The sequence below is a fragment of the Spirulina sp. CCNP1310 genome (assembly GCF_034932185.1).
Lineage (GTDB): Bacteria > Cyanobacteriota > Cyanobacteriia > Cyanobacteriales > Spirulinaceae > Spirulina.
Window position 1 is genome coordinate 1 of record NZ_JAYGHW010000007.1, and the last position, 25,272, is coordinate 25,272.

Here is a 25,272-nt window from a genome sequence, read left to right on the forward strand (position 1 = left end):
GTATCGCCGTTTAAGTAAAGACTATGAGCGTCTTCCCCAAATGAGTGAGTGTTTTGTTTATCAAGCCATGACATCTTTAATGCTCAAACGTCTTGCTGTTTAATCTTTTCTTTACAGATACCTTCTAGAAGAATTAAAAACTCTCAGCGAAAAAATTTTTCAAGACAATGAAATTCAGGCAAAACATAGAGTATATAGTTTTGTTCAAGATGGTATTGATATAGAACAGCTACGTCCAACACTTCAGGTAGTTTTTAGTGGAGTAATAGCAGTTGTTCAAGTAATAAATCTTGTGCTCAACATTCAAGAGAAAAGAAATAAATTATCTGCTGGTAACGACGCGCTATTTCACATTAAAGTCCAAGCAAGTAATGGTAAGAATTTGGATCTAAAAATTTCAGGAGAAATGACGAAGAAAAAAATCAAACTTTATCAAAAGTTAGGAGAAGATTTTGTTAACGAGTTTCTATCAGTGGATGATGGAAAATATTTGAAAAAATTAGGGAGTTCTGAAATAGCAGAGATTAATTTATTATTTGAGAGATTAAAAATTGAGCTTACTGATATTAGGGTTCTAGTCTCTCTTCCGTCAAAAAAAGTTGAAAATGTAACAACTTATTCTTGTGATTTTGAAAAAATAAATTTAACTGAAGCTATCAAAAGAGGTAGTGAAGAGCCTTTTTACCTCAAAGTAAATGACACTGAACGTTGCAAAAATATTTTCTATATTTTAGAAAGGGAAAACATCTTAGGTTTTCACGAAGACAGTACGGATGCTCGATTCATTGAAGTAGAAAATGAATTCATTGGATTTGTAGGCTATAGGATAGAGATACTTTCATTGTTTGAGGATGTTGTTAGTAATAAATCTTTTAATTTACATGATGAATTTTAATCTAACAAACAGCATAAAAACAATATCACAAATACAGAAGAAAAATTGAAACCTATTGACAACAAAATTTTGAATTGTTGGCAATGGATAAGAATTTTATTGCATCATATCGATTTATTGATGAGGCAAAAGAGCAGCTTAACGGCTGACGCACCACCTTAAATTAGAAACATCAACACAGGATACAAAATCTGGTTGTAGTGTTGATCTGCGTAGGGGCGTTGGCGTAAGCCTGCTGGAGGCACAAAAATTTTTCGCCCCAACATCACCGACAGCGTTACAGGATCGGATCAAGCAGATTCCAGATGATGCCCTGAGTCAAGCCGGAATTGACCCGATCAAATCGATGTCCCCGTCGCCAGTAGATTCTGGATCGTGTGGAGCAAAACTTGCGGCTTAAACGGCTTGCATAAATAGGCATCAGCCCCCTGCTCCAGACCCTGGGTGCGATCGCTGAGGGTATCCTGGGTAGAGCAGAGAATCACATAAATACCTTGGGTGCGGCGATTGGTCTTTAAAAACCGGCAAACCTCATAGCCATTGAGATGGGGCATCACCACATCGAGAATAATGATGTCCGGGAGTTCCTGACGCACTTTTTTGAGGGCATCCAGACCATTGCCCACCGCCGTAACGGTAAAAGACTGAGCCTTCAGCCAATGGGCAATTAAATGTCGCTGGGTACGACTATCTTCCACCACCATGATGTGAGCCATCAGAATACCTTGCCAAACGAAGAGCTATCTACAAAATCCTGATCCCTAACCCCAAAATCAGGGATGATTCATCCCCAATCTGCCCATAACCCGAAAGAGGGTCATGCCTAAGCGGATCAGCGTTAGACTGAAAACCCCTCGCTCTCCGGATGATCCTGGCGGTAGATGCGGTGCAGATGCTTTAAAAATTGGGTTCCACGCCGCTCAATGCTGATTGAACAGTGCGATCGCAGCTTACACCCTATTCCATTTTAAGAGAGTTCCCAGCGTTCGGCATCGGACTAATGGGGGAGTTTGATCGCGAAAATGCGTAAGGCGTGATGGGGCAGGTTTCCCAAGGCGACCAAGTAGCGGGTAAACGGCTATTCTGTAACAACACCGTCGCTGCCGTGGCCGTCAGGGGATGGGCGAAAAAGTAGCCCTGACCCAATTCACAGCCCAAAGTCCTCAGGTAGTTAATCTGGGTTGTGGTTTCTACGCCCTCCGCCACCACATCCATCCCCAAGTTATGGGCCAAAGCAATAATCGTTTTAATAATCTCCGCCTCTCCCCCTTGGGTGTCAACCGATTGCAGGAAAGAGCGGTCAATTTTGAGCGTATCCACCGGGAAATTGTGGAGATAGCTGAGGGAAGAATAACCCGTGCCAAAATCATCAATACTCAGTTGCATCCCTCGGGACTTCATGGCTTGCAGCGTTTCTTGGGCCAATTGAGCTTGGCCCATAATCGCACTCTCGGTAATTTCAAACTTGAGACAGTGGGGATTGATGTGGGTGCGTTGCAACATCGTATCGATTTGGGTGAGCAATTCCGGCTGGGCAAACTGCCTAGCGGAGAGATTAATATTCATCGTGATCTCAAGATCGGAACCCCATTGCTGTTGCCAGGTTTGCAGTTGATGGCAGGCTTGGGCAATCACCCAGGCCCCGATATCGAGGATTAAGCGGGTTTCTTCGGCCACGGGAATAAATTGGCTGGGGGAAATCCAACCTTGTTCGGGGTGATACCACCGGATCAGGGCTTCAAAGCCAGCCAGTTTGCCGCTGGCGAGGTGAATAATCGGTTGATAGTAAAGTTGGAATTGGTCTTGCTCAATGGCCCAGCGGAGATTGGTTTCCAATTGCAGCCGCTCCACGGCGGAACTGTGCATGGCGTAGTTAAAGACGGCATAATGCCCTTTCCCCCCGGCCTTGGCTTGGTACATGGCGGTATCGGCATCCCGGAGTAGTTCTTCGGGGTGGTGGTAGTTGGGATGGGCGCAGGCGATGCCAATACTGACGTTGGAAAAAATCGTGTGCTGGTCGATGGTGAAGGGTTGGAGGAAGGCTTCATGGATCCGCTGGGCGATGGCGATCGCCTCCTCTTCCTGCCGCACATGGGGAATGAGTACCGTGAATTCATCCCCTCCCAAGCGGGCTAAAAGCTGATCCGGGGTTAAACAACCGCGCAAACGTCGGGCAATGGCCATCAGCAGATGATCCCCCACCGTATGGCCCAAACCATCATTGACCATCTTAAAACTATCAAGATCGAGGAACAGCACCGCAAAGGGGTTGGTGGCATTACTGTGGTAGCTGTTGATCGATTCCTGAAGGCGATCGAAGAAGTAAGCACGATTCGGCAGATCCGTGAGGGCATCGTAGAAGGCAAAATGTTCTAATTGTGCCTCAGCCTGTTTGCGATCGGTGATATCCGTCAACATCCCCAACGCCCCCAAATACTCTCCCGCCTCATTAAATAAGGGACTGGTGGAAATTAAAGCCCATAGGGTTTGGCCATTCCGTCGCCGGAAACGAAAATCATGGCGATCTTCTTCCCCTCGCCGCCGCTTCGCCAGTTTTTCCGCCACGAGGGGCCGCGTCACGGGATCAATAAAATCAAAGAGGGATTTACCCCGCATTTCCTCTGGGGTATAACCGAGCATTTCCGCCATTTGGGCATTGACAAAGCTGGTGCGGTCTTGCTCATCGAGCATCCAAATCCCCTCTGCTGCTGTTTCGACAATCCGACGGTATTGAGCCTCACTACTTTGGAGCGCCAATTCCGTTTGATAGCGTTGGGTGATGTCGTTCTGGATGCCGACAAAATGGGTGAGGTGTCCTTGATCATTAAAGACCGGCGCAATAAACAGTTGATTCCAAAAGGGTGTGCGGTCTTTGCGATAGTTCCGCAGTGTGACATGGCATTCCCGCACCTCCTCAAGGGCGGAGCGGACTGAAGCGAGGGCTTCCGGTTGCGTCTCTGGCCCCTGGAGAATGCGACAATTGCGGCCGATGACTTCCTCCCCTTTGTACCCCGTCATCGCTTCAAAGGCGGGGTTAACGTAGATCACTGGGTTATCGGGTTGGGTCGCATCGGTGAGGACAACACCGTTATGGCTGGCGGCGATCGCCCTTTCCAGCAACCTTAACTGTTCATCAGCCTGCTGACGAGCAATGGCCGTGGCTAAGACATGGGCAACGGCTTGTAAAAAGTGAATATCATGCTCAGTAAACGAGCGACGGCTTTGGGTATGCACGCCCAAAACCCCAAAGGGAGCCGCCTCGTTTTTCCCCGCAATCAAGACATTCACCCCCGCCACAATGTTGTGGTTATGGAGCAGGGGGGTTCCGCCAAAGCGGGTTTCCGTGGCCAGGTTGGTGACAATCACCGGCTGATTCATGGCGAGGGTATAGCCCGCGTGGGACTGTCGCCCGGCACTGAGCACCGCATGACCTACTAAACTGCGCTCCCAACCCGTACCGGAACGGAGCAAAAAGGCTTGACCATTGGGGAGCAGTTCTAAAACATAGCCAAACTTAACATCTAAGGTGCGGGACACTAAGCGGATGGCCTGCTGCATCAGCAGATCGAGGTTTTGGTTGGCGAGGGCTTTTTGCCCCAGTTTGGCGACGATCGCCTGTTGACGGAGCCGTTGGTGGAGTTGGCTTTGGGTTTGGGCGCGATCGCGCAAATGGGCCTGTTGGCTCGTGATATCACGAATAATCGCTAACACCTCCGAACCGCTATAGGCCGTGATCCGCGCTTCGTAGTCCTGAAGACGGCCCCCATAGGGCAGTTGGTAGATGAGGGTTTGGGTCTGTTGGCTGGTGAGGGCGGTGGCGATCGCCCCGAGGAGTTGCTCCGCCAAATCGATTGGCATCAAATCCCCAAGGCTTTTGCCAATAGCATTCTCCGGCAGTAGGTTGGTTAAGGGCCCAACGGTGGGATAGTAATCCATCAACATCCCATCCGCCCGACAACGCATCAATAGATCCGGAATCGCTTGTAGATAAATCCGTTCCGAGGAAATGGAATGGGGAGTCACATCCTCAGCAATGACCGACAGCGTGTGAGTGCGTTTACTGGCTAAGGGTTGCCACCGTAGCCAAAACATCGAGCCGTTACGATGGAGATGACGGGTGACAAAGGGGGCGATCGCCTCACCCCGCTGCATTTGCCCTAAAGCAGTGGTGATCAGCGTTTGATCCCCGTGATAGGTTAAAGCCTGCCAGGATTGATGCATTAATTGAGCCAGAGGATAGCCAAATTGTTGTTCCCAAGCAGCATTGAGGTAGCTCAATTTCCCCCCGACGGTGATCACCGCACAAAGGTCTTGCACTTGGTCTAAAAACCCTTGGGGTTCCCCCTTCCCCTCTGACCCCCCGCCCTCACGGCCATTGAAGCTCCGGCTTGGACTCCCCGCCACTTGCCAAAGTTGCTCAAGCCCCTTGATGAAGAATAAAACGGTGGGGATCAGGAAAAACAAAGCAAGATAATGGTGGGAATTTACTCCTGAGCAAAAAAGCCACACCCCAATGATACTGGTGACTAAACTCAGCACCCAGCCTTTTGCCACTGAAAGGATGTATTCCATTGGAGGTGTAAATACTGGGCAGGGGTGGATCATATCATTCAAGTTTTGGGTGTATTCTCAAGCACCCTTTGCCTCTATTCTAGGGGAAATGTTAAGGACTCCGAAACTTTTTTGTAGTTAACTTGCGGAGTGTTTAGTTTTGTAAAGCTTTCCCAAGACTCTAGAACCCCTGTTGATTGCACCAAAACCTGAATATGATTCAGGTATAACGGTTTAACGATGGGGCTATTTTTCCCTGGAAATGCCAGATCCAATCCCCTGTTACGGTCAAAAGTCAAAATAAAAGTCCACCGCGTTTAAAATGCGCATCTTAGTTCAATACTTGAATTTCTTAAGATTTTTTTAAGATTAATCCCCATAATGTAGTCATCGGATTTACTCTGCAAAAGAATGTGGTTACTGAGTATGTTGTAAAGTATTGTGTGTACGGCCGGCAAAAACCAGTCTTCATGTTCTTGATTGAGCAAAACTACCATGCAAGTCACTCAATCCACCGCCCCCCTTGTCCAAGCCCAGCGGAACTATTTTCAAAGCGGCGTAACCCATGCCTACGGATTTCGCCAAACACAACTGAAAGCGCTAGGCGCAGCTATCCAAGAGCAGCAAGGGGCGATCCAGCAGGCCTTAGCCCAAGATTTGGGCAAGTCTGTTTTTGAAGCAGTCCTAACAGAAACGACCAATAGCATTAGCGAAATTAACCACACCCTCAAGCACCTCAAGGCTTGGATGGCTCCCCAACGGGTGCGGACGAGCGTTGTCCAATTTCCGGCCCAGGGGGAAATTTGGTCAGAACCTTTGGGGGTGGTGTTGAATATTAGCCCCTGGAATTATCCCTTTCAGTTGGCCATGGGGCCGTTGATTGGGGCGATCGCCGCTGGTAATTGCACGATTCTCAAGCCCTCGGAACTGGCCCCCCACACCTCGGGGGTGATTGCGGAGTTAATCGCTAAAACCTTCCCCCCGGAATACATCACCGTTGTCGAAGGGGATAAAACGATTACCCAAGACCTGCTCAAAAACCGCTTTGATCATATTTTCTTTACCGGCAGTACGGCTATTGGCCGGTTAATCATGGCAGCGGCGGCTCCCCATTTAACCCCCGTGACGTTGGAGTTGGGGGGGAAAAGCCCTTGTATTGTTGGGCCGGATGCGCCTGTGGAGTTAACGGCGCGGCGCATTGCCTGGGGTAAGTTCATCAATGGGGGGCAGACCTGTATTGCGCCGGATTATGTTTTAGTTCCCCCAGCGTTAAAAGCGCCGCTGTTGGGGCAATTGCGCCATTGGATCGGGGAGTTTTACGGGAAAAATCCCGCTGATAGCCCCGATTATGGGCGGATTATTAATGAACACCATTGGCAGCGGTTGCGGGATTTAGTTGATCCGGCTCAGGTCGTGATTGGCGGTGACGGGGACATTGAGGCCCGTTACTTTGCCCCCACGGTACTGGATGGGGTGGGTTGGGATGATCCGGTGATGGAGGCGGAGATTTTTGGGCCGATTTTGCCGATTTTGACCTATGGGGAGATGGGGGAGGCGATCGCCGCCATCAATGCCCGGCCCAAACCCTTAGCCCTTTATTTATTCACCAACGACCCAAATTTACAAAACCAAGTTCTCAGCCAAACCAGTAGCGGCGGGGTCTGTATCAATGACACGATCATGCAGTTGGGTGCGCCGTCGATGCCCTTTGGGGGTGTGGGGGAAAGTGGTATGGGGGCATACCATGGCAAGTTTTCCTTTGATACTTTTTCCCACCGTAAGAGTGTCTTAAAGCGCAAGTTTTGGCTAGATCTGGATCTACGCTATCCCCCCTATCACGACAAGTTGAAATGGCTGAAGTGGCTACCCTAAAGGAAAAAATTTTGTACCCTAGCTCTGCCGCTATCGAGGGGCAGAGCCTCCCAAATGCCATGACTGGGTAGAACCCAGTCACGAGAACAATCAATCTCGTCTCATTAGCTTTTCTTATAACCTTAAACTGGGAAGATCCCTCACATTTCTTAATTTATTGCGTTATGCTCGTAAATCTCGTCTATTTCAGAAAGTTTGTTCTCCATGCACATGATTACCCGCAAACGTATTAATGAATTTATCGAACAACACCCAGACACTCGTACTGCACTAAACCGTTGGTACAAGATTGTTAAAGCCAGTCAATTTGAGTCGTTTGATGATGTGCGCAGTACATTCCCCGATGCTGATCGGGTAAATAACTTGACAGTTTTTAATATTGGTGGGAATAAAGTGAGATTAATAGCCGCCATTCACTACAATCGAAAGAGAGTGTATATTAGATACGTGCTTACTCATTCTGAATATGATCGAGGTAAATGGAAAACATGACAATGATAAGTATTCTTGAAACAGAAAAATTGTGGCAGCCTTTCGCTGAAACATTAGAGGTTCCTTCTAGCGAAGAAGACTATCAGAACTTAGTCAATTTGCTTGATCAACTCATTGATGAAGTGGGAGAGAATGAACAGCATCTTCTCACTTCATTGATGGGCATTATTGGCCTTTTGATTGAACAGTACGAAAATGAAAACGTTCCAGAACCTTGAAACTCACTTTCTACAGGTTAACCTCGTGTCCTGGCTCTGCTTGGGCAAAGGCTCCCGGTGGCTCTGCCGCTACCGGGAGGCGGAGCCTCCCAAATGCCATGACTGGATTCTACCCAGTCACGAGGGCGTAGGGGCGTTGGCGTAAGCCTGCCGGAGGTGCAAAAATTAAACCTTTCGCCCTCCCCAGCCTAGATAAAGCGATCGGGGAGTTCGAGGGGGATGGGGCCGAGATCGCCCCGGCGGAAATCGTTGAGGAGCATCACCGCCACCCGTTGCGTATCGCTTTGGTAACGCTGATCCGCTAAACGATGTAAATAGCCCTCGCCATTCTCCTCAACTTCCAGGGGCAGATGATAGCGATCGCCTAAAACCCCCGCCAAATCCAACGCCTGCAACAGATCAATCAACCGCTCCGCTACCTTTTCGTTATCGTAGGCCGCCTCCCCAATATCCTCACAGATCGCCAACTTCACCGCATCCTCCTGACTCTCCAACTTCCAGGGGATCACCCCCGGCGCATCCAAAAGTTGAATCTCATCCGAAAGGCGCACCCATTGCAATTGCCGCGTTACCCCCGCTTTCCGCGCACTTTTCGCCACCTTGCGATTCACCATCCGATTAATTAACGCCGACTTCCCCACATTGGGAAACCCCATCACCACCGCCCGCACGGGGCGCGATCGCATCCCCCGGCTGTGGCGTTTCGCATTCACCGCCACCCCCACCTCCTGAGCCGCCTTAATCACCGGCCGAACCCCGATTCCCGCCTTCGCACTCGTCCAATACACCGTTTCCCCCTGATTTTGAAACCAATTTTCCCAGGCCTGTTTTAATTCCGGCGGGATCATATCCACCCGATTTAATAACAATAAACGCGGTTTTTCCCCAATCCATTGGGGAACATCAGGATGCTGGGAAGCGAGGGGAATGCGGGCATCGAGGACTTCAAACACCACATCAACGTGCTTGAGTTGCTCCTTGAGTTGGCGCTCTGCCTTGGCGATGTGACCGGGATACCATTGAATAGCGGGGGGACTGTTGCGCATAGGAGGGAGGGGGCGATCGCCTAAAAAAGCGGAATTCCTTTCTATTATCCCCACAAGCGGGAAAGGTGGGAAAATAGCAAAAACGCTAAAGGTGTGATGGAAACGGCTCGATCTGGTTATACTTTGCCCGTCTTTGCGGCGGCGGCGGCGGTGGCGGCATTGCGGGGATTGCAAACGGGGGAAAGTTGCCACAGCATTACCCTCGATTTAATTCAACCCGCTGAATCCGTGGAAATTCCCATCGAACAAATGGCCCCGTTGGGCAATGGAACAGTCCTCGCCATCACCCGCAGCGATCCCGGCGATAACCTCGATCTCACTCGCCATACCCCCGTTTGGGCGATTGTTCGCTTCAGCCCCGATGCCCCCGAACCGATCACCCTTGTAGGGGGGGAAGGCATCGGCAAACAAGCGGATCAACATCCCGCCATCTATCGCTACGCCCGCGAGGTGATCACCCATAACCTCCTCAAACACCTGCAACCCAACCAACAGATCACCGTGGAGATTATCCTCCCCGCTGGCCGAGAGTTAGCCAAACGCACCGCTAACGCTGCCTTTGGTGTGATTGAAGGGTTATCCCTGTTAGGCACAACGGGGATTAGCCAACCCCTGAGCGCACCGGCCCAACTGGCGGAATATCAAGAAACCTTGGCCCAACAAGTAGCCCAATTTAAAACCCTCGTGTTTTGCCTAGGGGAAAACGGTTTAGATTTGGCGCGAACGATGGGGATCAATCCCGCTCAACTGGTGAAAACCGCCAATTGGTTGGGGCCGATGCTCGTCGCGGCGGCGGCCTTGGGGGTGGAATCCCTTTTGCTCTTTGGCTACCACGGCAAGCTGATTAAACTGGCTGGGGGCATTTTCCACACCCATCACCATTTGGCCGATGGGCGGCTGGAAATTCTCACGGCCTACGGCGTGCGGGCGGGGTTAGCGGGGCCACTGTTACAGGATGTGGTGAATAGTGCCACAACGGAGGCCGCCCTCCAACGATTGCGCCAGGAGGGGGCGGCGGTGGTTGCCGCTGTGTATGACTTGGTGGTGGCGGGGATTGATGAGCGGAGCCGCGCCTATGTGGAGAAGCAAGGGTATAAGGCCCCCCGGATTGGCTCGGTGCTGTTTGATGGCGATCGCCTCCCCTTCAGCCAAAGTACAACGGGGGCAGAGATTCTCCGGGAATTATGCTAATATTATATTAATAAATAATATTAATTGTGGAAATGTTGTGAGTTAATCCCGCCATTTCATTCCTATTTAAAATTTCGTTTTTTGACGATGGACAATCCCTAAACTATGCTTTTTCTTCATTAACACTCACGCTAAATTCTAATGGCAACCCAATCATCTCCATCCCTCCTTGTCGATCCGCAAACTGACGTAGAGCAACCCCCGATTCATCGTCAGATGATTGCAATTCTAGATTTCGGCTCCCAGTATTCAGAACTGATTGCCCGGCGCATCCGGGAAACTCAAGTTTATTCCGAGGTGTTACCCTACCGTACCACTGCCGAGGAACTGCGCAAGCTCAACCCCAAGGGGATTATCCTCTCTGGCGGCCCCAACTCCGTTTACGACGGCCATGCCCCCCAATGTGATCCCGCCCTTTGGGATTTAGAGATTCCCATTTTAGGCGTGTGCTATGGGATGCAACTGATGGTGCAACAGTTGGGGGGGCAAGTGGAGCGGGCCAAACAGGCGGAATATGGCAAAGCGGCGCTGATGATCGATGACCCCACCGATCTGCTCACCAATGTCGAACCCGGCTCAACGATGTGGATGAGCCACGGCGATTCCTGCACAGCCTTGCCCCATGGCTTTGAAGTATTAGCCCACACCGATAACACCCCCTGTGCGGCGATCGCCCACCACAGCCGCCACCTCTACGGCGTACAGTTCCACCCCGAAGTTGTCCATTCCGTCGATGGCATCGCCCTGATTCGCAACTTTGTCTACCACATTTGCGATTGCCAACCCACTTGGACAACGGCCACCTTTGTGGAAGAAGCGATCCGAGAAGTGCGCAACCAAGTGGGAGATAAACGGGTTTTACTCGCCCTTTCGGGGGGTGTCGATTCCTCCACCCTAGCCTTCCTCCTCCATGAGGCAATCGGGGATCAACTCACCTGTATGTTCATTGATCAAGGCTTCATGCGCAAAGGGGAACCGGAGCGGCTCGTCAAGATTTTTAAAGAGCAGTTTCATATTGATGTGGTCTATGTCCATGCCCGCGATCGCTTCCTCAAACAACTCGAAGGCATCACCGACCCCGAAGAAAAACGCCGCCGCATTGGCCATGAATTTATCCATGTCTTTGAAGAGGAATCCCAAAAACATGGCCCCTTTGATTACCTTGCCCAAGGCACGCTTTACCCCGATGTGATTGAATCGGCGGATACCAATGTCGATCCCAAAACCGGCGAACGGGTGGCAGTGAAAATCAAAAGCCATCACAATGTCGGCGGCTTGCCGGATCAACTGCGGTTTAAATTAGTTGAACCCCTGCGGAAACTCTTTAAAGATGAAGTGCGCAACGTGGGGCGAGCCATTGGTTTACCGGAGGAAATTGTCCGTCGCCATCCCTTCCCCGGCCCCGGTTTAGCGATTCGCATTATTGGCGAAGTTACCGCCGAGCGGCTGAATATTTTGCGGGATGCGGATTTTATTGTCCGGGATGAAATCAGCAAGCAGGGGGTTTATCACGACTATTGGCAGGCTTTTGCCGTACTTTTACCGCTCCGCAGTGTGGGGGTAATGGGGGATCAACGCACCTATGCCCATCCGATTGTGTTGCGGTTTGTTTCCAGTGAGGACGGGATGACGGCGGATTGGTCGCGGGTTCCCTATGAATTGTTGGAAATTATTTCTAACCGCATTGTCAATGAGGTGGAGGGGGTGAATCGGGTGGTGTATGATATCACCTCGAAACCCCCCGGAACTATCGAGTGGGAATAAATTTTCTGCTTATCCCCCTGCCCTCACCCTAAATCCCTCTCCCAAGTTTGGGAGAGGGACTTTGAGCGGGAATTAGATTATTTCTGAACAATCGGTATTTCTGGATGATCGGAAATCCGGTTACAAAATTGGGCGTGGGGGCGAAATTTAAAATTTTTTGCCCCTGCGGGGTTGCATTCAGCGGCTCTCCCATAGCAATCCTATTTGATTCGTGAAACTTCCGACTCCCCTCTCCCACAGTTTGGGAGAGGGGCTGGGGGTGAGGGCTTACCCTACCATTGCTCTAAAATCTCAGAATTATTGAAGTTGTGAAAAAACAAGATTCTCCCCTCAATGGCATTTGGCTCTTCATGATCATCGCCTCGACAGTGGTGGCGGCGGCGCGGGGAACGATGCCGGAACTCACCGAAGCGGTGTTTGAGTCGGCGGCTAATGCGGTGACGTTGGCCATTGGCTTGATTGGGGCGTTAGCCCTGTGGTTGGGGATTATTCGCGTTGTGGAAGCAGCGGGATTGATGGCGGTGGTGGCGCGGCTGATCCGGCCGGTGATGTTGCGGCTGTTCCCCGATGTGCCGCCGGAGCATCCCGCCATGTCTGCAATGATTATGAATATGGCGGCTAATGCGTTGGGGTTGGGCAATGCCGCTACGCCCATTGGTTTGAAGGCGATGACGGAGTTAAATAAGCTCAACACCGCACCGGGGACGGCGACCAATGCGATGTGCTTATTTTTGGCGATTAATACTTCTTCCGTGACGATTTTGCCCATTAGTGCGATGACGGTGCGGGCGGCGGCGGGGGCGGCTGAACCGGGATCAATTATTTTGCCTTCAATTTTGGCAACAATCGCCTCCACAACGGTGGCGATCGCCGCCGCTAAACTCCTAGCCCGCCCCGATACGCAACCGGCCCCGGTTGATGTTGAAACCCTCGAACCGGATCACCCCTTAGAAGAATCCCCCCCAGAACCGCCAATGGTAGAACTCGATCCCCCTGGATTGTGGGGCAAGATTATTTTTGGGGGGCTAACGGTGTTGTTTTTGGGAGCGATCGCCTACCGCCTCACGGTACAAGGCACACCGGCCCTCGCCGCCACGGATTTAATGGCCGGGATTTCCAACTGGCTCCTCCCCATCGTGATCTGTACCTTGCTGCTTTTAGGCTATTGGCGGGGCGTAAAAGTTTATGAAGCCGTCACCGAGGGGGCCAAAGAAGGCTTTGATATTGCGGTGCGGATTATTCCCTTTTTGGTGGCGATTTTTGTCGCCATTGGCATGGTGCGGGCCAGTGGTTTATTAGATGGATTAACGCAGGTGCTCGCGCCGATTACCGAATGGGTCGGGATGCCCGCCGAAGCCCTGCCCATGGCCTTCATTCGCCCCCTCTCCGGCGGCGGCGCTTTTGGGGTAATGTCAGAAATTGTCAACAATGATCCCGATGGCTTTTTATCCTATCTGGTCAGCACGATGCAGGGATCCACAGAAACGACGTTTTATGTAATGGCAGTCTATTTCGGCAGCATCGGCATTCTCCGCACCCGCCACACGTTACCGGCGGCGTTAGCGGCGGATCTGACGGGAATTATCGCCTCGTTGGTGATCTGTCGCCTCACGTTTTAGCGGTTTGGCGTTTCGGGGTAGCCGATGATCTTGATTTTTGATAAAACTCATGGGTTAATTGGACAATTTTGATCCCCATGGGCATCGATGCGGGTTTAACCCTAAATCATTAATTCCCCCACCCCAGGAGCGTGTTGGATGGATACATTAACCACCCTTGAGGTATGCCTCGCAATGGGTGCATGGACACCAATTGCCCCTCCCCTATTGGCAATTTTTGGCGGCCCGATCACTGATCCCGTTGGGGTCTTTTTGATCATCATGGCGATCATGTTGGTGGCCCCCCTCATGTTTGAGCGGTTTCGTTTACCGGGAATTGTTGGGCTGATTCTCGCGGGGGTGTTAGTGGGCCCCAATGGTTTAGGCGTGTTGCAGCGGGATAATACGATTATCCTGTTGGGAACCGTGGGCCTGTTGTTTCTGATGTTCCTAGCGGGGTTGGAAACCAGTTTGAACGACCTTAAACACAATGGTAAGCAGGCTGTGACCTTTGGCCTGGCCACCTTTGTGATCCCGATGGTGATGGGGACGGTGGCGTTTTTGCTGTTGGGGTATAGCTGGTTGGCTTCGATTTTAGTGGCCTCCTGTTTTGCTTCCCATACGCTGCTTTCCCTGCCGGTGGTGAGCAAGTTGGGGATTATGCGATCGCCCATTGTCACCACCACCCTCGGCGGTACGTTAATCACCAACGTCTTTGCCCTCTTGGTGTTGGCCATCGTCGTGCAGGCCCACCAGGGGGATCTCAGCCTTGGGTTTTGGCTGGTTTTGATTCCCTCCCTGACTGCCTACACCGTAGCCACCCTTTGGGGTGTACCCCGGTTGGGACGGTGGTTTTTTCGGCGGTTTGGCCATGATGAGGGGGCAGAATTTTTGTTTGTGGTGGCGACGTTGTTTGTTGTGTCCTATGTGGCGGGATTGATCGATGTGGAGCCGATTATTGGCGCATTTTTAGCGGGAATTGCAATTACCGAACTGATCCCCCAACTCAGTCCCCTGATGAACCGGCTCCAATTCATTGCCAACACGCTATTTATCCCCTTCTTTTTGATTTCCGTGGGGATGCTCGTCAATCCTGGGATTTTATTTCAGGAAGCGCAATCGCTGCTGGTGGCGGGGGTGATGATTGGGGTGGCGATCGCCGCCAAATGGCTCCCCGCTTGGCTGACCGGCGTGATTTTTAAATATCCCGCCCCCCAAACCTTGACGATGTTCGGCCTTTCGGTGGCCCAAGCCGCCTCCACCCTCGCCGCGATCACCGTCGCCTACGATATCCAACTGGTGGATCAACGGACGGTCAACGGCACGATCGCCATGATCCTCGTCACCTGTTTACTCTCCCCCTGGGTGACAGATCGTTGGGGGCGACAGGTGAAAGCCGGGGGATCCGCCACGGCAAGCCCCACGGTTCAGCCCGAATTACCCCGCAATCAACCGGCGAAATATCGCATTTTAGTGCCGGTGGCCAATCCCAATACTGAGGATAATTTGTTGAATTTGGGGATTTTATTGGCGAAACAAAGTCAAGGAACGCTCTTGCCTTTCCATGTTTTGCTCGATCATTTAGGGCCAATTACGCCTTCGGATCAGACCCGCCAAGCGCAGCTTTTAGCCCATGCGGAACAGATTGCCCATGCAGCGGTGACGGCGGTGAAAACCATTGGGCGGGTGGATGATTCCATTGATAAGGCGATTGTGCGGGCCACCCAGGAGAACGGCGCAAGTTTAATTATTTGTGGGTGGAAAGGGTATTCCAACTATCGGGATAACTTTTTCGGCAGTGTGATTGATAATGTGCTGCGGCGATCGCCTGTCCCTGTATTAGTGACCCGGTTTACGAACCCCCTCAAAACCACCCAGCGGATTCTCCTCGCCCTCGCCGATCAAGGCCAAACGCCCCCCCATTTCACCGCCGGCCTCCGCATTGCCCACACCCTTGCCACGGAGTTAAAAGCCCGCTTAGAGGTGGTGCAAGTCACCCCCAGCCCCCACAGTCCAACGGCGATCGCCATTCCCCCCAATTTCAATAACATCACGCTCCGGCAGGAGCGGGGCAATTTTGTGCCGCGCATGGTTGAACTCATTGGTCAGGATGATCTGTTGGTGTTAATCGTCGAGTCTGATGTCAATTTGCCGGGTTTATCGGTATTGGGCAATGATTCGGAGGCGATCGCCCGCAGCGCCCCCCATCTCTCGATCCTGATCATTCACTATCCCGCCGCCGTCTGACCCCGCCACAAATCCGCTAGGCCATCGGTGACAACCCCATTGCCGAGGTCGTTGAGGTGGATGTGGTCGTGGTAGAGGCGATGGGGATCGGGGTCGGCATTGAAGACCGGGAGAAAATCGAGGTAGGGGATGTTATGGGTTTGGGCGAAGGTGGTGAGGCGATCGCGGGCCACCCGTTCATAATCGCGGGGTTTTCCGGGTTTGACCTCCCGTTGGAGGGGAGTCATCGCTAAATACAATTGCGCCCCTTGGGTTTGGGTGAGGGTGTGGATTTGCCCTAGGGCGGTGAGATTTTTGCCGATGCGATCGCCCCCCTCCTGATCCAGGGCAACTAATTCTGGCAACGGTGGCCCCTTGCGGCCATAGCGTTGATAAACCTCATGGATTGCGCACCAAGGGAGGCGATCGGGATAATTGCGATCGCGCCCCACCCGTAACCCAGAGGGAGCAGTGGCAAATAAATCATCGGTATTGAGCAGGACGATCACCCCCTGCGCCCCAAACAGGCCAAACCGCGCCACATAGGCCCACTGATTGCGCGGCCCCCAGGAATTCGCCGAAGCATTCAACACTTCTAAACCTAACTGTTGCCCCAACCGCGCCGAAATAATCCGCCCCTGATCCGTCCACCAGCCCCCATTGGCCACGGAATCCCCCAAAAGGAGCAACCGCCCTCCCCTTGGCTCTGGGGTAATCTCCGGCCCCCGCATCCCGTAGCCATTAATCACAATTCGCTGACCATCGCGGCGGGTGCGTTGGTGGGGGGCGGGGAGATAGCCAATTTCAGGATCAGCGATGTAGAGCAGGGGACGGCCGAGGCCAAAGCGCCAGCGGAGGATCCCTTCGAGGAGGGTGAGGGCGATCGCCATTGTCAGCAAAATCCAGAAAATTGGCATAGGCGGTTGTCCCTCCCGATGATTAAGATGAGAAAATGATTTGCCATTGCTTTGACAATGGCGACTTTGCAGCCTGCAACCGAGGAAACACTACTATGTCTGACCTAAATCGCGGCATTATGAAATTCAAAGGTGCGGATCAGCCCCTTGTGGTCTATACATCCGCTGCCCTTGTTTTGGGTAGCATTGCTATCTTAATCCTGTGGGCCCTGCGTGTGGCCTACGCCGTCTAACATTCAAAAAGCCCAAGCTTACCCCAAGCGGGTGAGCTTGGGGTCTGTCCCCAATCTTTGTAGCCAGCCGGTGCGTCCTACGTCTATCCCGCTGCCGCCCCTCTATCCCCATTCCCCCCATATTCCCCTTGTTATCTCCCATTAACACCTTAGCCGTTGCCGAAGCTGCCCCTCTCCTGGGTTCAGTTTGGCTCGATCTTACTGTCGTGATCTTGATGTTAATGCTTTCAGCCTTTTTCTCTGGGTCAGAAACGGCGATTACCGCCCTTGATGACCTCAAGCTCCGAGGGTTAATCAAACGCCAGGGCGATCCTGACGGACTCTTTCGCCTCGTCATTAACAAACGGCCCCGTTTCATCACCACCCTGCTGTTAGGGAATAACATCGTTAATATTTCTTCTGCTGTCCTGAGCAGTAACCTCTTTGTAATCTGGTTAGGAAATGCGGGGTTAGGGTTGGCAACGGGGGTTGTAACGGTATTGGTGTTAATTTTTGGGGAAATCACGCCGAAATCTCTCGCGATCTTAAATTCCCTAACAGTGTTTCGTTTCGCAGTGCGGCCGGTTTATTGGCTCTCCCGGTTTTTTGGTGCCTTCGGATTAATTTATCTGTTTGAATCGATTACCCACGTCCTGATCCGTTCGTTCCAGGGCAAATCCACCAAAGTCATTGAGGGTGAAAGTCTTACCGACTTGCAACTGATGATGGAGGTGCTCAGTGGCAAGGGGAAGCTGGATTTTTACCGCCATGATCTGATCAATAAAACGCTCATGTTGGATCAAATGATGGCGAAGGATGTGGTGAAGCCCCGCATTGAAATGCAAACCATTGCCCATTGTGCAAGTTTACAGGAATTAGTTGATCTTTGCTTGAAAACTGGCTATTCTCGTATCCCTGTCCAAGCGGATTCTAAGGATCAAATTGTCGGTATTGTCCATTTAAAACGGGCTTTACAACAATTACAATCCACTGAACCAGCCCCGGCAGAGCCTCATGATCTCAACCTCACTGCTGTGATGGATCCGCCGGTCTATGTGCCGGAAACGCAACGGGTGGCGAGTTTGCTGAAGGAAATGCTCAAACAGCGATGGCATTTGGTGATTGTCGTGGATGAGTATGGGGGAACGGTGGGGTTAATTACATTGGAGGATATTTTGGAGGAATTGGTGGGGGAAATTTACGACGAAAGTGATTTCCCGCGTCAACGGTTGCCCCTCCTTCAATAGGGGTTTAAGGGTTAGAAACCGGGTTTTTGGGAGGGGTTGGGGGGCAAACAAGGAGATAGACGCAACCCGGTTTCTTAGCTAGTGGAAAGAAACCGGGTTTCAGGAGAGCGATGCTGGGTAAGGGGTTGGTGCAAGAAACCCGGTTTCAGGTTTGAGGTTAGAAACCGGGTTTTTGGGAGGGGTTGGGCGGTAAACGAGAGGATAAACGCAACCCGGTTTCTCGATTTGGGGAATGGGGTAAAATTGGGGGTAGTATTTTGAAAAATTTACGATGCTCACTACGGAAACTGAAATTTTAGCAATTTTGCGTAATCTGCCCCAGCCTGCTTTAGATGAGGCGAAAATATTTTTAGATTTTTTGGCTTGGCGGTATCAAAATAATTTGCCTCAAGGAGCAAATTTAATTGCTAGTTTGCGGGGGAAGGCGACGAGGGATCTGAGTACCGATGAGATTTTGAGCTTAACGCGGGGTGAGGAATGACGGATTTCCTCATAGATAGTAATGTAATTCTGGATGTATTGACTGAAGATCTCCATTGGTTTGACTGGTCAGCCGCACAATTGGCTGATTGTGCTGAGAGCGGAACATTGCATATCAACCCAATTATTTATGCGGAAGTTTCGATTGGGTTTAAGGATGTGACGGAGGTGGAAGCAGTATTTCGCTTTTTTCAGAGGGATGGATTACCTTATGAGGCGGCATTTTTAGCGGGTCAGGCTTTTTTAGCCTATCGTCGTAGGGGCGGGGTGAAAAGATCGCCTTTACCGGATTTCTATATTGGTGCTCATGGGGTTGTGTGTGGGTACAATCTGCTCACTCGTGATGCTACCCGTTACCAAACCTATTTCCCTGAACTTGTCCTTATCAGTCCTAAGTCGAGTGGCTAGTGAGGGAAAAGAAACCGGGTTTCAGGAGGGCGATGCTGGGTAAGGGGTTGGTGCAAGAAACCCGGTTTCGGGGTTGAGATCAGCACAACCCTAGGGCAAATACACCCCGATCGCATTATGTACCCGCGCTGCCCCTGCTGGCGGTCGATCCACCAATTGCCCCCCCAGGTAAAAGGAAGAAGAACTCCCCCCATCCAAGTTGAGGGCGTGGGTCATCCCCAACCGTTGGGCTAAACCCGCCAGTTCTGGCAATGAGGGGCCGCGGCCGTCAACGCGATTATGCACCACGGCGAGGATCACATTACCGTTAGCCGTCGTGCCGATTAGCGTCCGGGAAGCGGCCTGTTGGGCAAAGGCGGCACTGAATTTTTCCGCCTCCGCATTGAGCACCACGCGGCCACCATCGAGCAATAGGGGGCCAGCCCCGATAATGTGGGGATAACTGGCAAAATCTCCGGGGGTGGTGGTGGTGGCAAGCGTCAGCCGCATCCCTAAGGGTAATTGTTCGCGGGAAACACTCCCGGCCCGAATCACCAACAGATAGCCATTGTCGGGAATGGGAAATTCTACTTCCCCCGCATTGCCCCCAGCATAATGCTCCTGGACTTGACCCCCTTCCACATAAATAATAATTTCGTTATTGGTGAGGGGACGGTAGGATACGCCCCAATCGGGGGTATAGCGGGCCATGCCCGCTTGGACATAGCCGCTGTTGAGGTGGGAAATAAACAACCGTTGATTGGTAGCTGTTGTGATTGTTTCTTGTAAACTAAGCCGGCCAATTTTAAACCGGCCCTCATCATTCCAGGCGATCGCCCCCCGGTTGAGAATTGGCCCCGAAAACCAACGGCCATCCCGCCGCAATGCCCCCAAGGGTAAGCGGTTATTGCGGTTAAAAAACCCCGCATTAATCGCCGCAAAGGCCTGCCACCGCTGCCCCATCTCCACTAAGGGACTCGTTCCCTCCATCCGGTAGGGGTCACTCCAGATTGGCCGCAATGCCACCCCCCGGTTATTGGCGGCAAACTCCAAAGAAAAAACGGGAAAGCGATCGCTCCCTAACACGACATAGCGTTTTTGCCAGCGGATCCCCGGTTGCCAGCGGGTATCCTCCGGCTCAAAGGTTTCATGATCCACCTGAGCCAGTTGAAAGGGAGCAAGGGCAGATTCTGCCATCGCTGGGCGGGGGGCTAATTCCGCCGCGATCGCCCCGAACAACCCCATTACCAAAAACGAAATGCTACCGTGAGAGATCCACCGTCGTAGCTCAAGTTTGATCCGTCGCGCTCTCTTGCCCAATGCACAGATTTCCTATAATAATCGAAGATTTACAGCAGTAGCAGTTCACACTTCCTACGTTCGCTATTAAAGCAATCTCTATCATTTTCGCCAATAATTCCTACTATGGATCAGATCATGGAGCCAACCCCGCAACTGTCCCATCCCACCGCTGACCCCCACCATCCCTATCCCGGTCAACCTTGGCTCGTCCAAGAGCGGGATGCCTGCGGTGTGGGATTCATTGCCAACAGCAGAAACGCCGCCGAACACCATCTGATCGAACAGGCATTAATGGCCCTCGGTTGTCTAGAGCATCGCGGCGGCTGTAGTGCCGACTACGATTCTGGCGATGGCGCGGGAATCATGACCGGCATTCCCCGTGAACTTTTCCAACCCTGGTTTAATGAGCAGGGCCTCACCCTACCGGAGCCAGAAGCATTAGGCGTGGGGATGTTCTTCCTGCCGGTGGATGAGGCGATCGCCCAAGAGCGGCGGCAACTGGTGGAAACCATCGCCCGCTCCGAAGGCCTCACCGTTCTCGGTTGGCGAGTCGTCCCCACCAACCCCGATGTCTTAGGCATCCAAGCCCGCGCCAACCTCCCCCGCATTGAGCAAGTTTTAATCACCTCCCCCGACCTAACCGGGGATGCCCTCGATCGCCGCCTCTATGTCGCCCGCAGTCGCGTCGGGAAACGGTTAGCTGATGACTTTTACGCCTGTTCTTGGTCTTGCCGCACCCTCGTTTATAAAGGCATGGTGCGCTCCGAAGTGCTGGGGCGGTTCTATCTCGATCTCGTCAACCCCCTGTATAAAAGTAAATTCGCCGTCTACCATCGCCGCTTCAGCACCAACACGATGCCCAAGTGGCTCCTCGCCCAACCGATGCGCATTCTCGGCCACAACGGCGAAATCAACACCCTGCTAGGGAATATCAACTGGATGACGGCGCGGGAAAGCAGCCTCGAATCCGCCGGGTGGAAACACGATGACCTTGCAGGATTAACCCCCGTGGTTAACGCCGCCAATAGCGATTCCTCCAACCTCGATAGCGTCATGGAATTGCTCGTGCGCACCGGCCGCACCCCCTTTGAATCAGCGATGATCCTCGTGCCGGAAGCCTACCGCAACCAGCCAGAACTAGAAAACTACCCCGAAATTACCGACTTTTACGACTACTACAGCAGCATCCAAGAACCCTGGGATGGCCCGGCTCTTTTAGTGTTTAGTGATGGTAAAACCGTTGGGGCCACATTGGATCGCAACGGCCTCCGTCCCGCCCGCTACAGCATCACCAACACCGGCTATATCATCGTCGCATCCGAGGCCGGCGTGGTGGACTTTCCCCCAGAGGACATCGTAGAAAAAGGCCGCCTCGGCCCCGGTCAAATGATGGCGGTGGATCTCGAAACCCACGAAATTCTCCACAACTGGGAAATTAAGCAACGCATTGCCCAAGCCCATCCCTATGGTCAATGGATGGAAAAGCACCGCACCCCCATCCCTCCCCAAGCTTTTGCAACCGCTGCAAATCTCGATGCGATCGGCTTACTCCAACAGCAAACCGCCTTCGGCTACACCGCTGAAGATGTGGAAATGGTCATCGTTCCCATGGCGTTACAGGGGAAAGAGCCGACGTTTTGCATGGGGGATGATGTCCCGCTCGCGGTGCTTTCGGCAAAACCCCGCCTCCTTTACGACTACTTTAAACAGCGATTCGCCCAAGTCACCAACCCCCCCATTGATCCCCTGCGGGAAAGTTTGGTGATGTCTTTGAGTATGTTCTTAGGGGAACGGGGCAACCTTCTCGAAACCACGCCGAAGGATAACGTGGTGCTCACGATTAATAGCCCGGTACTCAATGAGGCGGAATTAAATCAGATCCGCGCCGCTGGGTTGAATGTGACGGAACTGGCAACGCTGTTCCCCAGTGGAGCGGGGCCGGAGGGATTGCAGCCGGCCATTGCTGAACTGTGCCGCCAAGCCTTGGCCGCTGTCCAAGCCGGTAGTGAGATCTTAATTTTGAGCGATAGGTACGCTAACGCGGATCGCTCCCATCCTGCCCTCAACGGCGAAACCGCCTACATTCCCCCCCTCTTAGCCGTGGGAGCCGTCCATCAACATCTGATTAAAGCGGGGCTACGGCTTAAAGCCTCCCTGATCGTTGATACGGCCCAATGCTGGAGCACCCACCATTTCGCCTGTTTAATCGGCTTTGGGGCTTCGGCGGTTTGCCCCTATTTGGCCCTGGAAACGATCCGGGTCTGGTGGCAGGAAGAGAAAACTCAAAACCTGATGGAGCGGGGCAAAATTGAAACGGTGAGCCTTGACCAAGCTCAAACCCACTACCGCCAAGCGGTAGAGGCAGGGATTCTCAAAATTCTCTCCAAAATGGGGATCTCCCTGTTGGCCTCCTACCATGGGGCGCAAATTTTCGAGGCCATTGGTTTAGGAACTGAGGTGATTGATCTGGCCTTTACCGGCACAACTTCCCGTTTAGGGGGGATGACCGTGGCGGATTTAGGCCGTGAGGCTCTGACGTTCCATGGTCTCGCTTTCCCCGCACCCCCAGGGAAGAAGTTAGAAAACTATGGGTTGGTCAACTTTAAACCCGGTGGGGAATATCACATGAATTCCCCGGAAATGACGAAGGCATTACATCAAGCGGTGCGGGGGTTTGAAACCTTGGCCCACAATGGCACGGGGGCCAGTGCTTTGATTGCGGAACGGTATGATCATTACCGCACCTATATGGAGCAGTTGAAGGGGCGGCCGGTGACAGCGTTGCGGGATTTGCTGGATTTTGAGAGCGATCGCCCCTCCATTCCCCTCGACCAAGTGGAATCCATTGAGGAAATTGTCCAACGGTTCTGTACCGGGGCCATGTCCCTCGGTTCCCTGTCGCGGGAAGCTCACGAAACCCTGGCGGTGGCGATGAACCGCATCGGGGGGAAATCCAACTGTGGGGAAGGGGGAGAAGATCCCTTGCGGTTTACGACAATTAACGATGTGGATGAGACGGGCCATTCCGTCACGTTTGCCCATTTAAAAGGGTTGAAAAAGGGCGATCGCGCCACCTCCGCCATTAAGCAAATTGCCTCGGGCCGTTTCGGGGTCACGCCGGAATATTTAATGAGTGGCCAACAGTTGGAAATTAAGGTGGCCCAAGGGGCAAAACCCGGTGAAGGGGGACAATTGCCCGGTAAAAAGGTGAGCGAATATATTGCGATGTTGCGCCGCTCCAAAGCTGGTGTACCGCTCATTTCTCCCCCGCCCCACCACGATATCTATTCCATTGAAGACCTGGCCCAACTCATTTTTGACCTCCACCAAATTCACCCCACGGCTAAAGTTTCGGTGAAATTGGTGGCGGAAATTGGCATCGGCACGATCGCCGCTGGTGTGGCCAAGGCCAATGCCGATGTGATCCAAATTTCCGGCCATGATGGCGGGACGGGAGCCTCCCCCTTGAGTTCGATTAAACACGCCGGGGTTCCTTGGGAATTGGGCTTAACGGAAGTGCATCGCAGTTTAATGGAAAACCAGTTGCGCGATCGCGTCCTGTTGCGGGCTGATGGGGGGATCAAAACCGGCTTTGATGTCCTCGTTGCGGCCTTAATGGGGGCGGAGGAATACGGCTTTGGCTCCGTAGCGATGATTGCGGAAGGTTGCATCATGGCGCGGGTCTGCCATACGAACAATTGCCCCGTAGGGGTAGCCACGCAACAGGAGCGGCTGCGGCAACGGTTCCCCGGTACGCCGGATCATGTGGTTAACTTCTTCTACTTCATCGCGGAAGAGGTGCGCCAACTCTTAGCCCGGTTGGGTTATGCCCGATTGGAAGAGGTGATTGGCCGGTCGGATTTGTTGGTGGAGCGGGCCGATGTGGTAGTGGCAAAAACCCAGAGCCTCACCACCGCCTGCTTAACGTTACCCCCTGTTAACGAGGGCCGGGATTGGCTCAACCATGGCGAAACCCACGGCAATGGCCCGGTTTTGGAGGATCAATTGTTGGCGGATGGGGAAATTTTGGAGGCGATCGCCCACCATGGCAACATCACCAAAACCCTGAAAATCCTCAACACCGATCGCACCGTCGGCGCTCGCATTGCTGGCCACCTGGCCCAACGCTACGGCAACGATGGGTTTAAGGGGGAAATCCACCTTAACTTCAGCGGGTCAGCGGGGCAAAGTTTCGGGGCCTTTAACCTGCCGGGGATGATCCTTCACCTGCAAGGGGAAGCCAACGATTATGTGGGCAAAGGTATGAATGGCGGTGAAATCATCATCACACCGCCCCCAGAGGCCAGCTACGAAGCCGCCACCAATGCCTTAATCGGTAATACCTGCCTTTATGGGGCTACCGGCGGCACAGTCTACGCCAACGGTCGGGCCGGGGAACGGTTCGCGGTGCGCAATTCCAAAGGTGAGGCGGTGATTGAAGGAGCCGGGGATCACTGTTGCGAATACATGACCGGGGGCGTGATTGTCGTTCTCGGTTCTGTGGGGCGCAATGTGGGGGCAGGGATGACCGGCGGTTTAGCCTATTTCTTGGATGAGGCGGGGAATTTCCCGGCGCGGGTCAATCCGGAAATTATCAAAATCCAACGGGTACAAACCGCTGCTGGGGAAGCGCAACTGAAAGGGATGATTACCGCCCACGGCGATCGCACCGGCAGCCCCAAAGCCAAGGCAATCCTCGCCGACTGGGCCACCTATCTGCCCCAATTCTGGCAAGCAGTTCCCCCTTCGGAGGCGGATACGCCGGAAGTCTGTGAGCCGGTGGCGGTGGCGGTTTAGGATGGGGGAATCGGGAACGGGGAACGAGGAATCAGGAATTGGCAGGATTCCTGAAGGGCGCAAGCGGGGGAGGGCGA

General features: G+C 52.7%; 18 protein-coding genes and 1 pseudogene. 14 read left to right on the forward strand and 5 right to left on the reverse strand.

Annotated features, from left to right (window positions below; translation table 11 throughout):
* Positions 1-103, forward strand: a pseudogene (locus VB712_RS03305) (IS5/IS1182 family transposase); the annotation flags it as partial.
* Positions 104-292: 189 nt separating this feature from the next.
* Complete coding sequence (locus VB712_RS03310; RefSeq protein ID WP_323252106.1) at positions 293-895, forward strand: hypothetical protein; 603 nt, start codon at positions 293-295, stop codon at positions 893-895.
* A 338-nt stretch (positions 896-1,233) separates the two neighbouring features.
* On the opposite strand, the gene VB712_RS03315 is transcribed toward VB712_RS03310, so the two are convergent.
* Together VB712_RS03315 and VB712_RS03320 are read right to left on the reverse strand one after the other, a co-directional pair.
* The gene (locus VB712_RS03315; protein ID WP_323252108.1) at positions 1,234-1,611 is read right to left on the reverse strand and encodes a response regulator; all 378 of its coding nucleotides are present in this window, start codon (positions 1,609-1,611) and stop codon (positions 1,234-1,236) included.
* Positions 1,612-1,852: 241 nt separating this feature from the next.
* Positions 1,853-5,467, reverse strand: coding sequence for an EAL domain-containing protein (locus VB712_RS03320; RefSeq protein WP_323252110.1), 3,615 nt, complete (start codon positions 5,465-5,467; stop codon positions 1,853-1,855).
* Between the two features lie 474 nt (positions 5,468-5,941).
* Between VB712_RS03320 and VB712_RS03325 the strand changes: the two genes are divergently transcribed.
* From VB712_RS03325 to VB712_RS03335, 3 genes are all read left to right on the forward strand, one after another.
* Complete coding sequence (locus tag VB712_RS03325) at positions 5,942-7,318, forward strand: aldehyde dehydrogenase (protein ID WP_323252112.1); 1,377 nt, start codon at positions 5,942-5,944, stop codon at positions 7,316-7,318.
* A 204-nt stretch (positions 7,319-7,522) separates the two neighbouring features.
* Positions 7,523-7,810, forward strand: coding sequence for a type II toxin-antitoxin system HigB family toxin (locus VB712_RS03330; protein ID WP_323252114.1), 288 nt, complete (start codon positions 7,523-7,525; stop codon positions 7,808-7,810).
* Between the two features lie 2 nt (positions 7,811-7,812).
* The gene (locus VB712_RS03335) at positions 7,813-8,028 is read left to right on the forward strand and encodes a hypothetical protein (RefSeq protein ID WP_416236236.1); all 216 of its coding nucleotides are present in this window, start codon (positions 7,813-7,815) and stop codon (positions 8,026-8,028) included.
* Positions 8,029-8,216: 188 nt separating this feature from the next.
* On the opposite strand, the gene ylqF is transcribed toward VB712_RS03335, so the two are convergent.
* Positions 8,217-9,074 (reverse strand): ribosome biogenesis GTPase YlqF, encoded by an 858-nt coding sequence (gene ylqF / locus VB712_RS03340; protein ID WP_323252118.1) that lies wholly within the window; start codon positions 9,072-9,074, stop codon positions 8,217-8,219.
* 96 nt (positions 9,075-9,170) lie between these two features.
* Between ylqF and cbiD the strand changes: the two genes are divergently transcribed.
* The 4 genes from cbiD (at position 9,171) to VB712_RS03360 (ending at position 15,874) form a co-directional block, all read left to right on the forward strand.
* On the forward strand, positions 9,171-10,265 hold the full coding sequence (gene cbiD / locus VB712_RS03345) for a cobalt-precorrin-5B (C(1))-methyltransferase CbiD (RefSeq protein ID WP_323252120.1): 1,095 nt from the start codon (positions 9,171-9,173) through the stop codon (positions 10,263-10,265).
* Between the two features lie 141 nt (positions 10,266-10,406).
* A complete protein-coding gene (guaA, locus tag VB712_RS03350) occupies positions 10,407-12,029 on the forward strand; it encodes a glutamine-hydrolyzing GMP synthase (protein WP_323252122.1) in 1,623 nt (540 codons plus the stop codon).
* A gap of 308 nt (positions 12,030-12,337) precedes the next feature.
* Positions 12,338-13,648, forward strand: coding sequence for a nucleoside recognition domain-containing protein (locus VB712_RS03355; RefSeq protein WP_323252124.1), 1,311 nt, complete (start codon positions 12,338-12,340; stop codon positions 13,646-13,648).
* Positions 13,649-13,822: 174 nt separating this feature from the next.
* Positions 13,823-15,874: a cation:proton antiporter gene (locus tag VB712_RS03360; protein WP_416236237.1), complete on the forward strand. Its 2,052-nt coding sequence runs from the start codon at positions 13,823-13,825 to the stop codon at positions 15,872-15,874.
* Here VB712_RS03360 and VB712_RS03365 read toward each other — a convergent pair.
* Positions 15,856-16,770 carry an SGNH/GDSL hydrolase family protein gene (locus tag VB712_RS03365; protein WP_323252128.1) on the reverse strand — a complete coding sequence of 305 codons (915 nt, stop codon included), beginning with the start codon at positions 16,768-16,770 and terminating at the stop codon, positions 15,856-15,858. The genes VB712_RS03360 and VB712_RS03365 overlap by 19 nt on opposite strands.
* A gap of 95 nt (positions 16,771-16,865) precedes the next feature.
* On the opposite strand from VB712_RS03365, the gene VB712_RS03370 reads away from it, so the two are divergent.
* The 4 genes from VB712_RS03370 to VB712_RS03385 all read left to right on the forward strand — a co-directional run bounded on the left by VB712_RS03370 (position 16,866) and on the right by VB712_RS03385 (position 19,117).
* Entirely contained in the window at positions 16,866-17,003 is a 138-nt protein-coding gene (locus tag VB712_RS03370; protein ID WP_323252130.1) for a hypothetical protein, read from the forward strand.
* 119 nt (positions 17,004-17,122) lie between these two features.
* Entirely contained in the window at positions 17,123-18,229 is a 1,107-nt protein-coding gene (locus VB712_RS03375) for a hemolysin family protein (RefSeq protein WP_416236238.1), read from the forward strand.
* 271 nt (positions 18,230-18,500) lie between these two features.
* Positions 18,501-18,710, forward strand: coding sequence for a transcriptional regulator (locus tag VB712_RS03380; RefSeq protein ID WP_323252133.1), 210 nt, complete (start codon positions 18,501-18,503; stop codon positions 18,708-18,710).
* Entirely contained in the window at positions 18,707-19,117 is a 411-nt protein-coding gene (locus tag VB712_RS03385; RefSeq protein WP_323252134.1) for a type II toxin-antitoxin system VapC family toxin, read from the forward strand. Before VB712_RS03380 ends, VB712_RS03385 begins: the two co-directional genes overlap by 4 nt.
* A gap of 90 nt (positions 19,118-19,207) precedes the next feature.
* Here the strand turns inward: VB712_RS03385 and VB712_RS03390 are convergent, their stop codons facing one another.
* A complete protein-coding gene (locus tag VB712_RS03390; protein WP_323252285.1) occupies positions 19,208-20,341 on the reverse strand; it encodes a phosphodiester glycosidase family protein in 1,134 nt (377 codons plus the stop codon).
* Between the two features lie 192 nt (positions 20,342-20,533).
* On the opposite strand from VB712_RS03390, the gene gltB reads away from it, so the two are divergent.
* The gene (gltB, locus tag VB712_RS03395; protein WP_323252135.1) at positions 20,534-25,195 is read left to right on the forward strand and encodes a glutamate synthase large subunit; all 4,662 of its coding nucleotides are present in this window, start codon (positions 20,534-20,536) and stop codon (positions 25,193-25,195) included.
* The last annotated feature ends 77 nt before the right edge of the window (positions 25,196-25,272 follow it).

Bases quoted from the DNA above. Each gene is read 5' to 3' on its own strand.
- VB712_RS03315 (WP_323252108.1), bottom strand. From the start codon at position 1,611: ATGGCTCACATCATGGTGGTGGAAGATAGTCGTACCCAGCGACATTTA.
- VB712_RS03365 (WP_323252128.1), bottom strand. From the start codon at position 16,770: ATGCCAATTTTCTGGATTTTGCTGACAATGGCGATCGCCCTCACCCTC.
- VB712_RS03335 (WP_416236236.1), top strand. From the start codon at position 7,813: ATGATAAGTATTCTTGAAACAGAAAAATTGTGGCAGCCTTTCGCTGAA.
- VB712_RS03325 (WP_323252112.1), top strand. From the start codon at position 5,942: ATGCAAGTCACTCAATCCACCGCCCCCCTTGTCCAAGCCCAGCGGAAC.
- VB712_RS03330 (WP_323252114.1), top strand. From the start codon at position 7,523: ATGCACATGATTACCCGCAAACGTATTAATGAATTTATCGAACAACAC.
- gltB (WP_323252135.1), top strand. From the start codon at position 20,534: ATGGAGCCAACCCCGCAACTGTCCCATCCCACCGCTGACCCCCACCAT.
- cbiD (WP_323252120.1), top strand. From the start codon at position 9,171: ATGGAAACGGCTCGATCTGGTTATACTTTGCCCGTCTTTGCGGCGGCG.
- VB712_RS03360 (WP_416236237.1), top strand. From the start codon at position 13,823: ATGGGTGCATGGACACCAATTGCCCCTCCCCTATTGGCAATTTTTGGC.
- VB712_RS03385 (WP_323252134.1), top strand. From the start codon at position 18,707: ATGACGGATTTCCTCATAGATAGTAATGTAATTCTGGATGTATTGACT.
- VB712_RS03370 (WP_323252130.1), top strand. From the start codon at position 16,866: ATGTCTGACCTAAATCGCGGCATTATGAAATTCAAAGGTGCGGATCAG.
- VB712_RS03390 (WP_323252285.1), bottom strand. From the start codon at position 20,341: ATGGGGTTGTTCGGGGCGATCGCGGCGGAATTAGCCCCCCGCCCAGCG.
- ylqF (WP_323252118.1), bottom strand. From the start codon at position 9,074: ATGCGCAACAGTCCCCCCGCTATTCAATGGTATCCCGGTCACATCGCC.
- VB712_RS03320 (WP_323252110.1), bottom strand. From the start codon at position 5,467: ATGGAATACATCCTTTCAGTGGCAAAAGGCTGGGTGCTGAGTTTAGTC.
- guaA (WP_323252122.1), top strand. From the start codon at position 10,407: ATGGCAACCCAATCATCTCCATCCCTCCTTGTCGATCCGCAAACTGAC.
- VB712_RS03380 (WP_323252133.1), top strand. From the start codon at position 18,501: ATGCTCACTACGGAAACTGAAATTTTAGCAATTTTGCGTAATCTGCCC.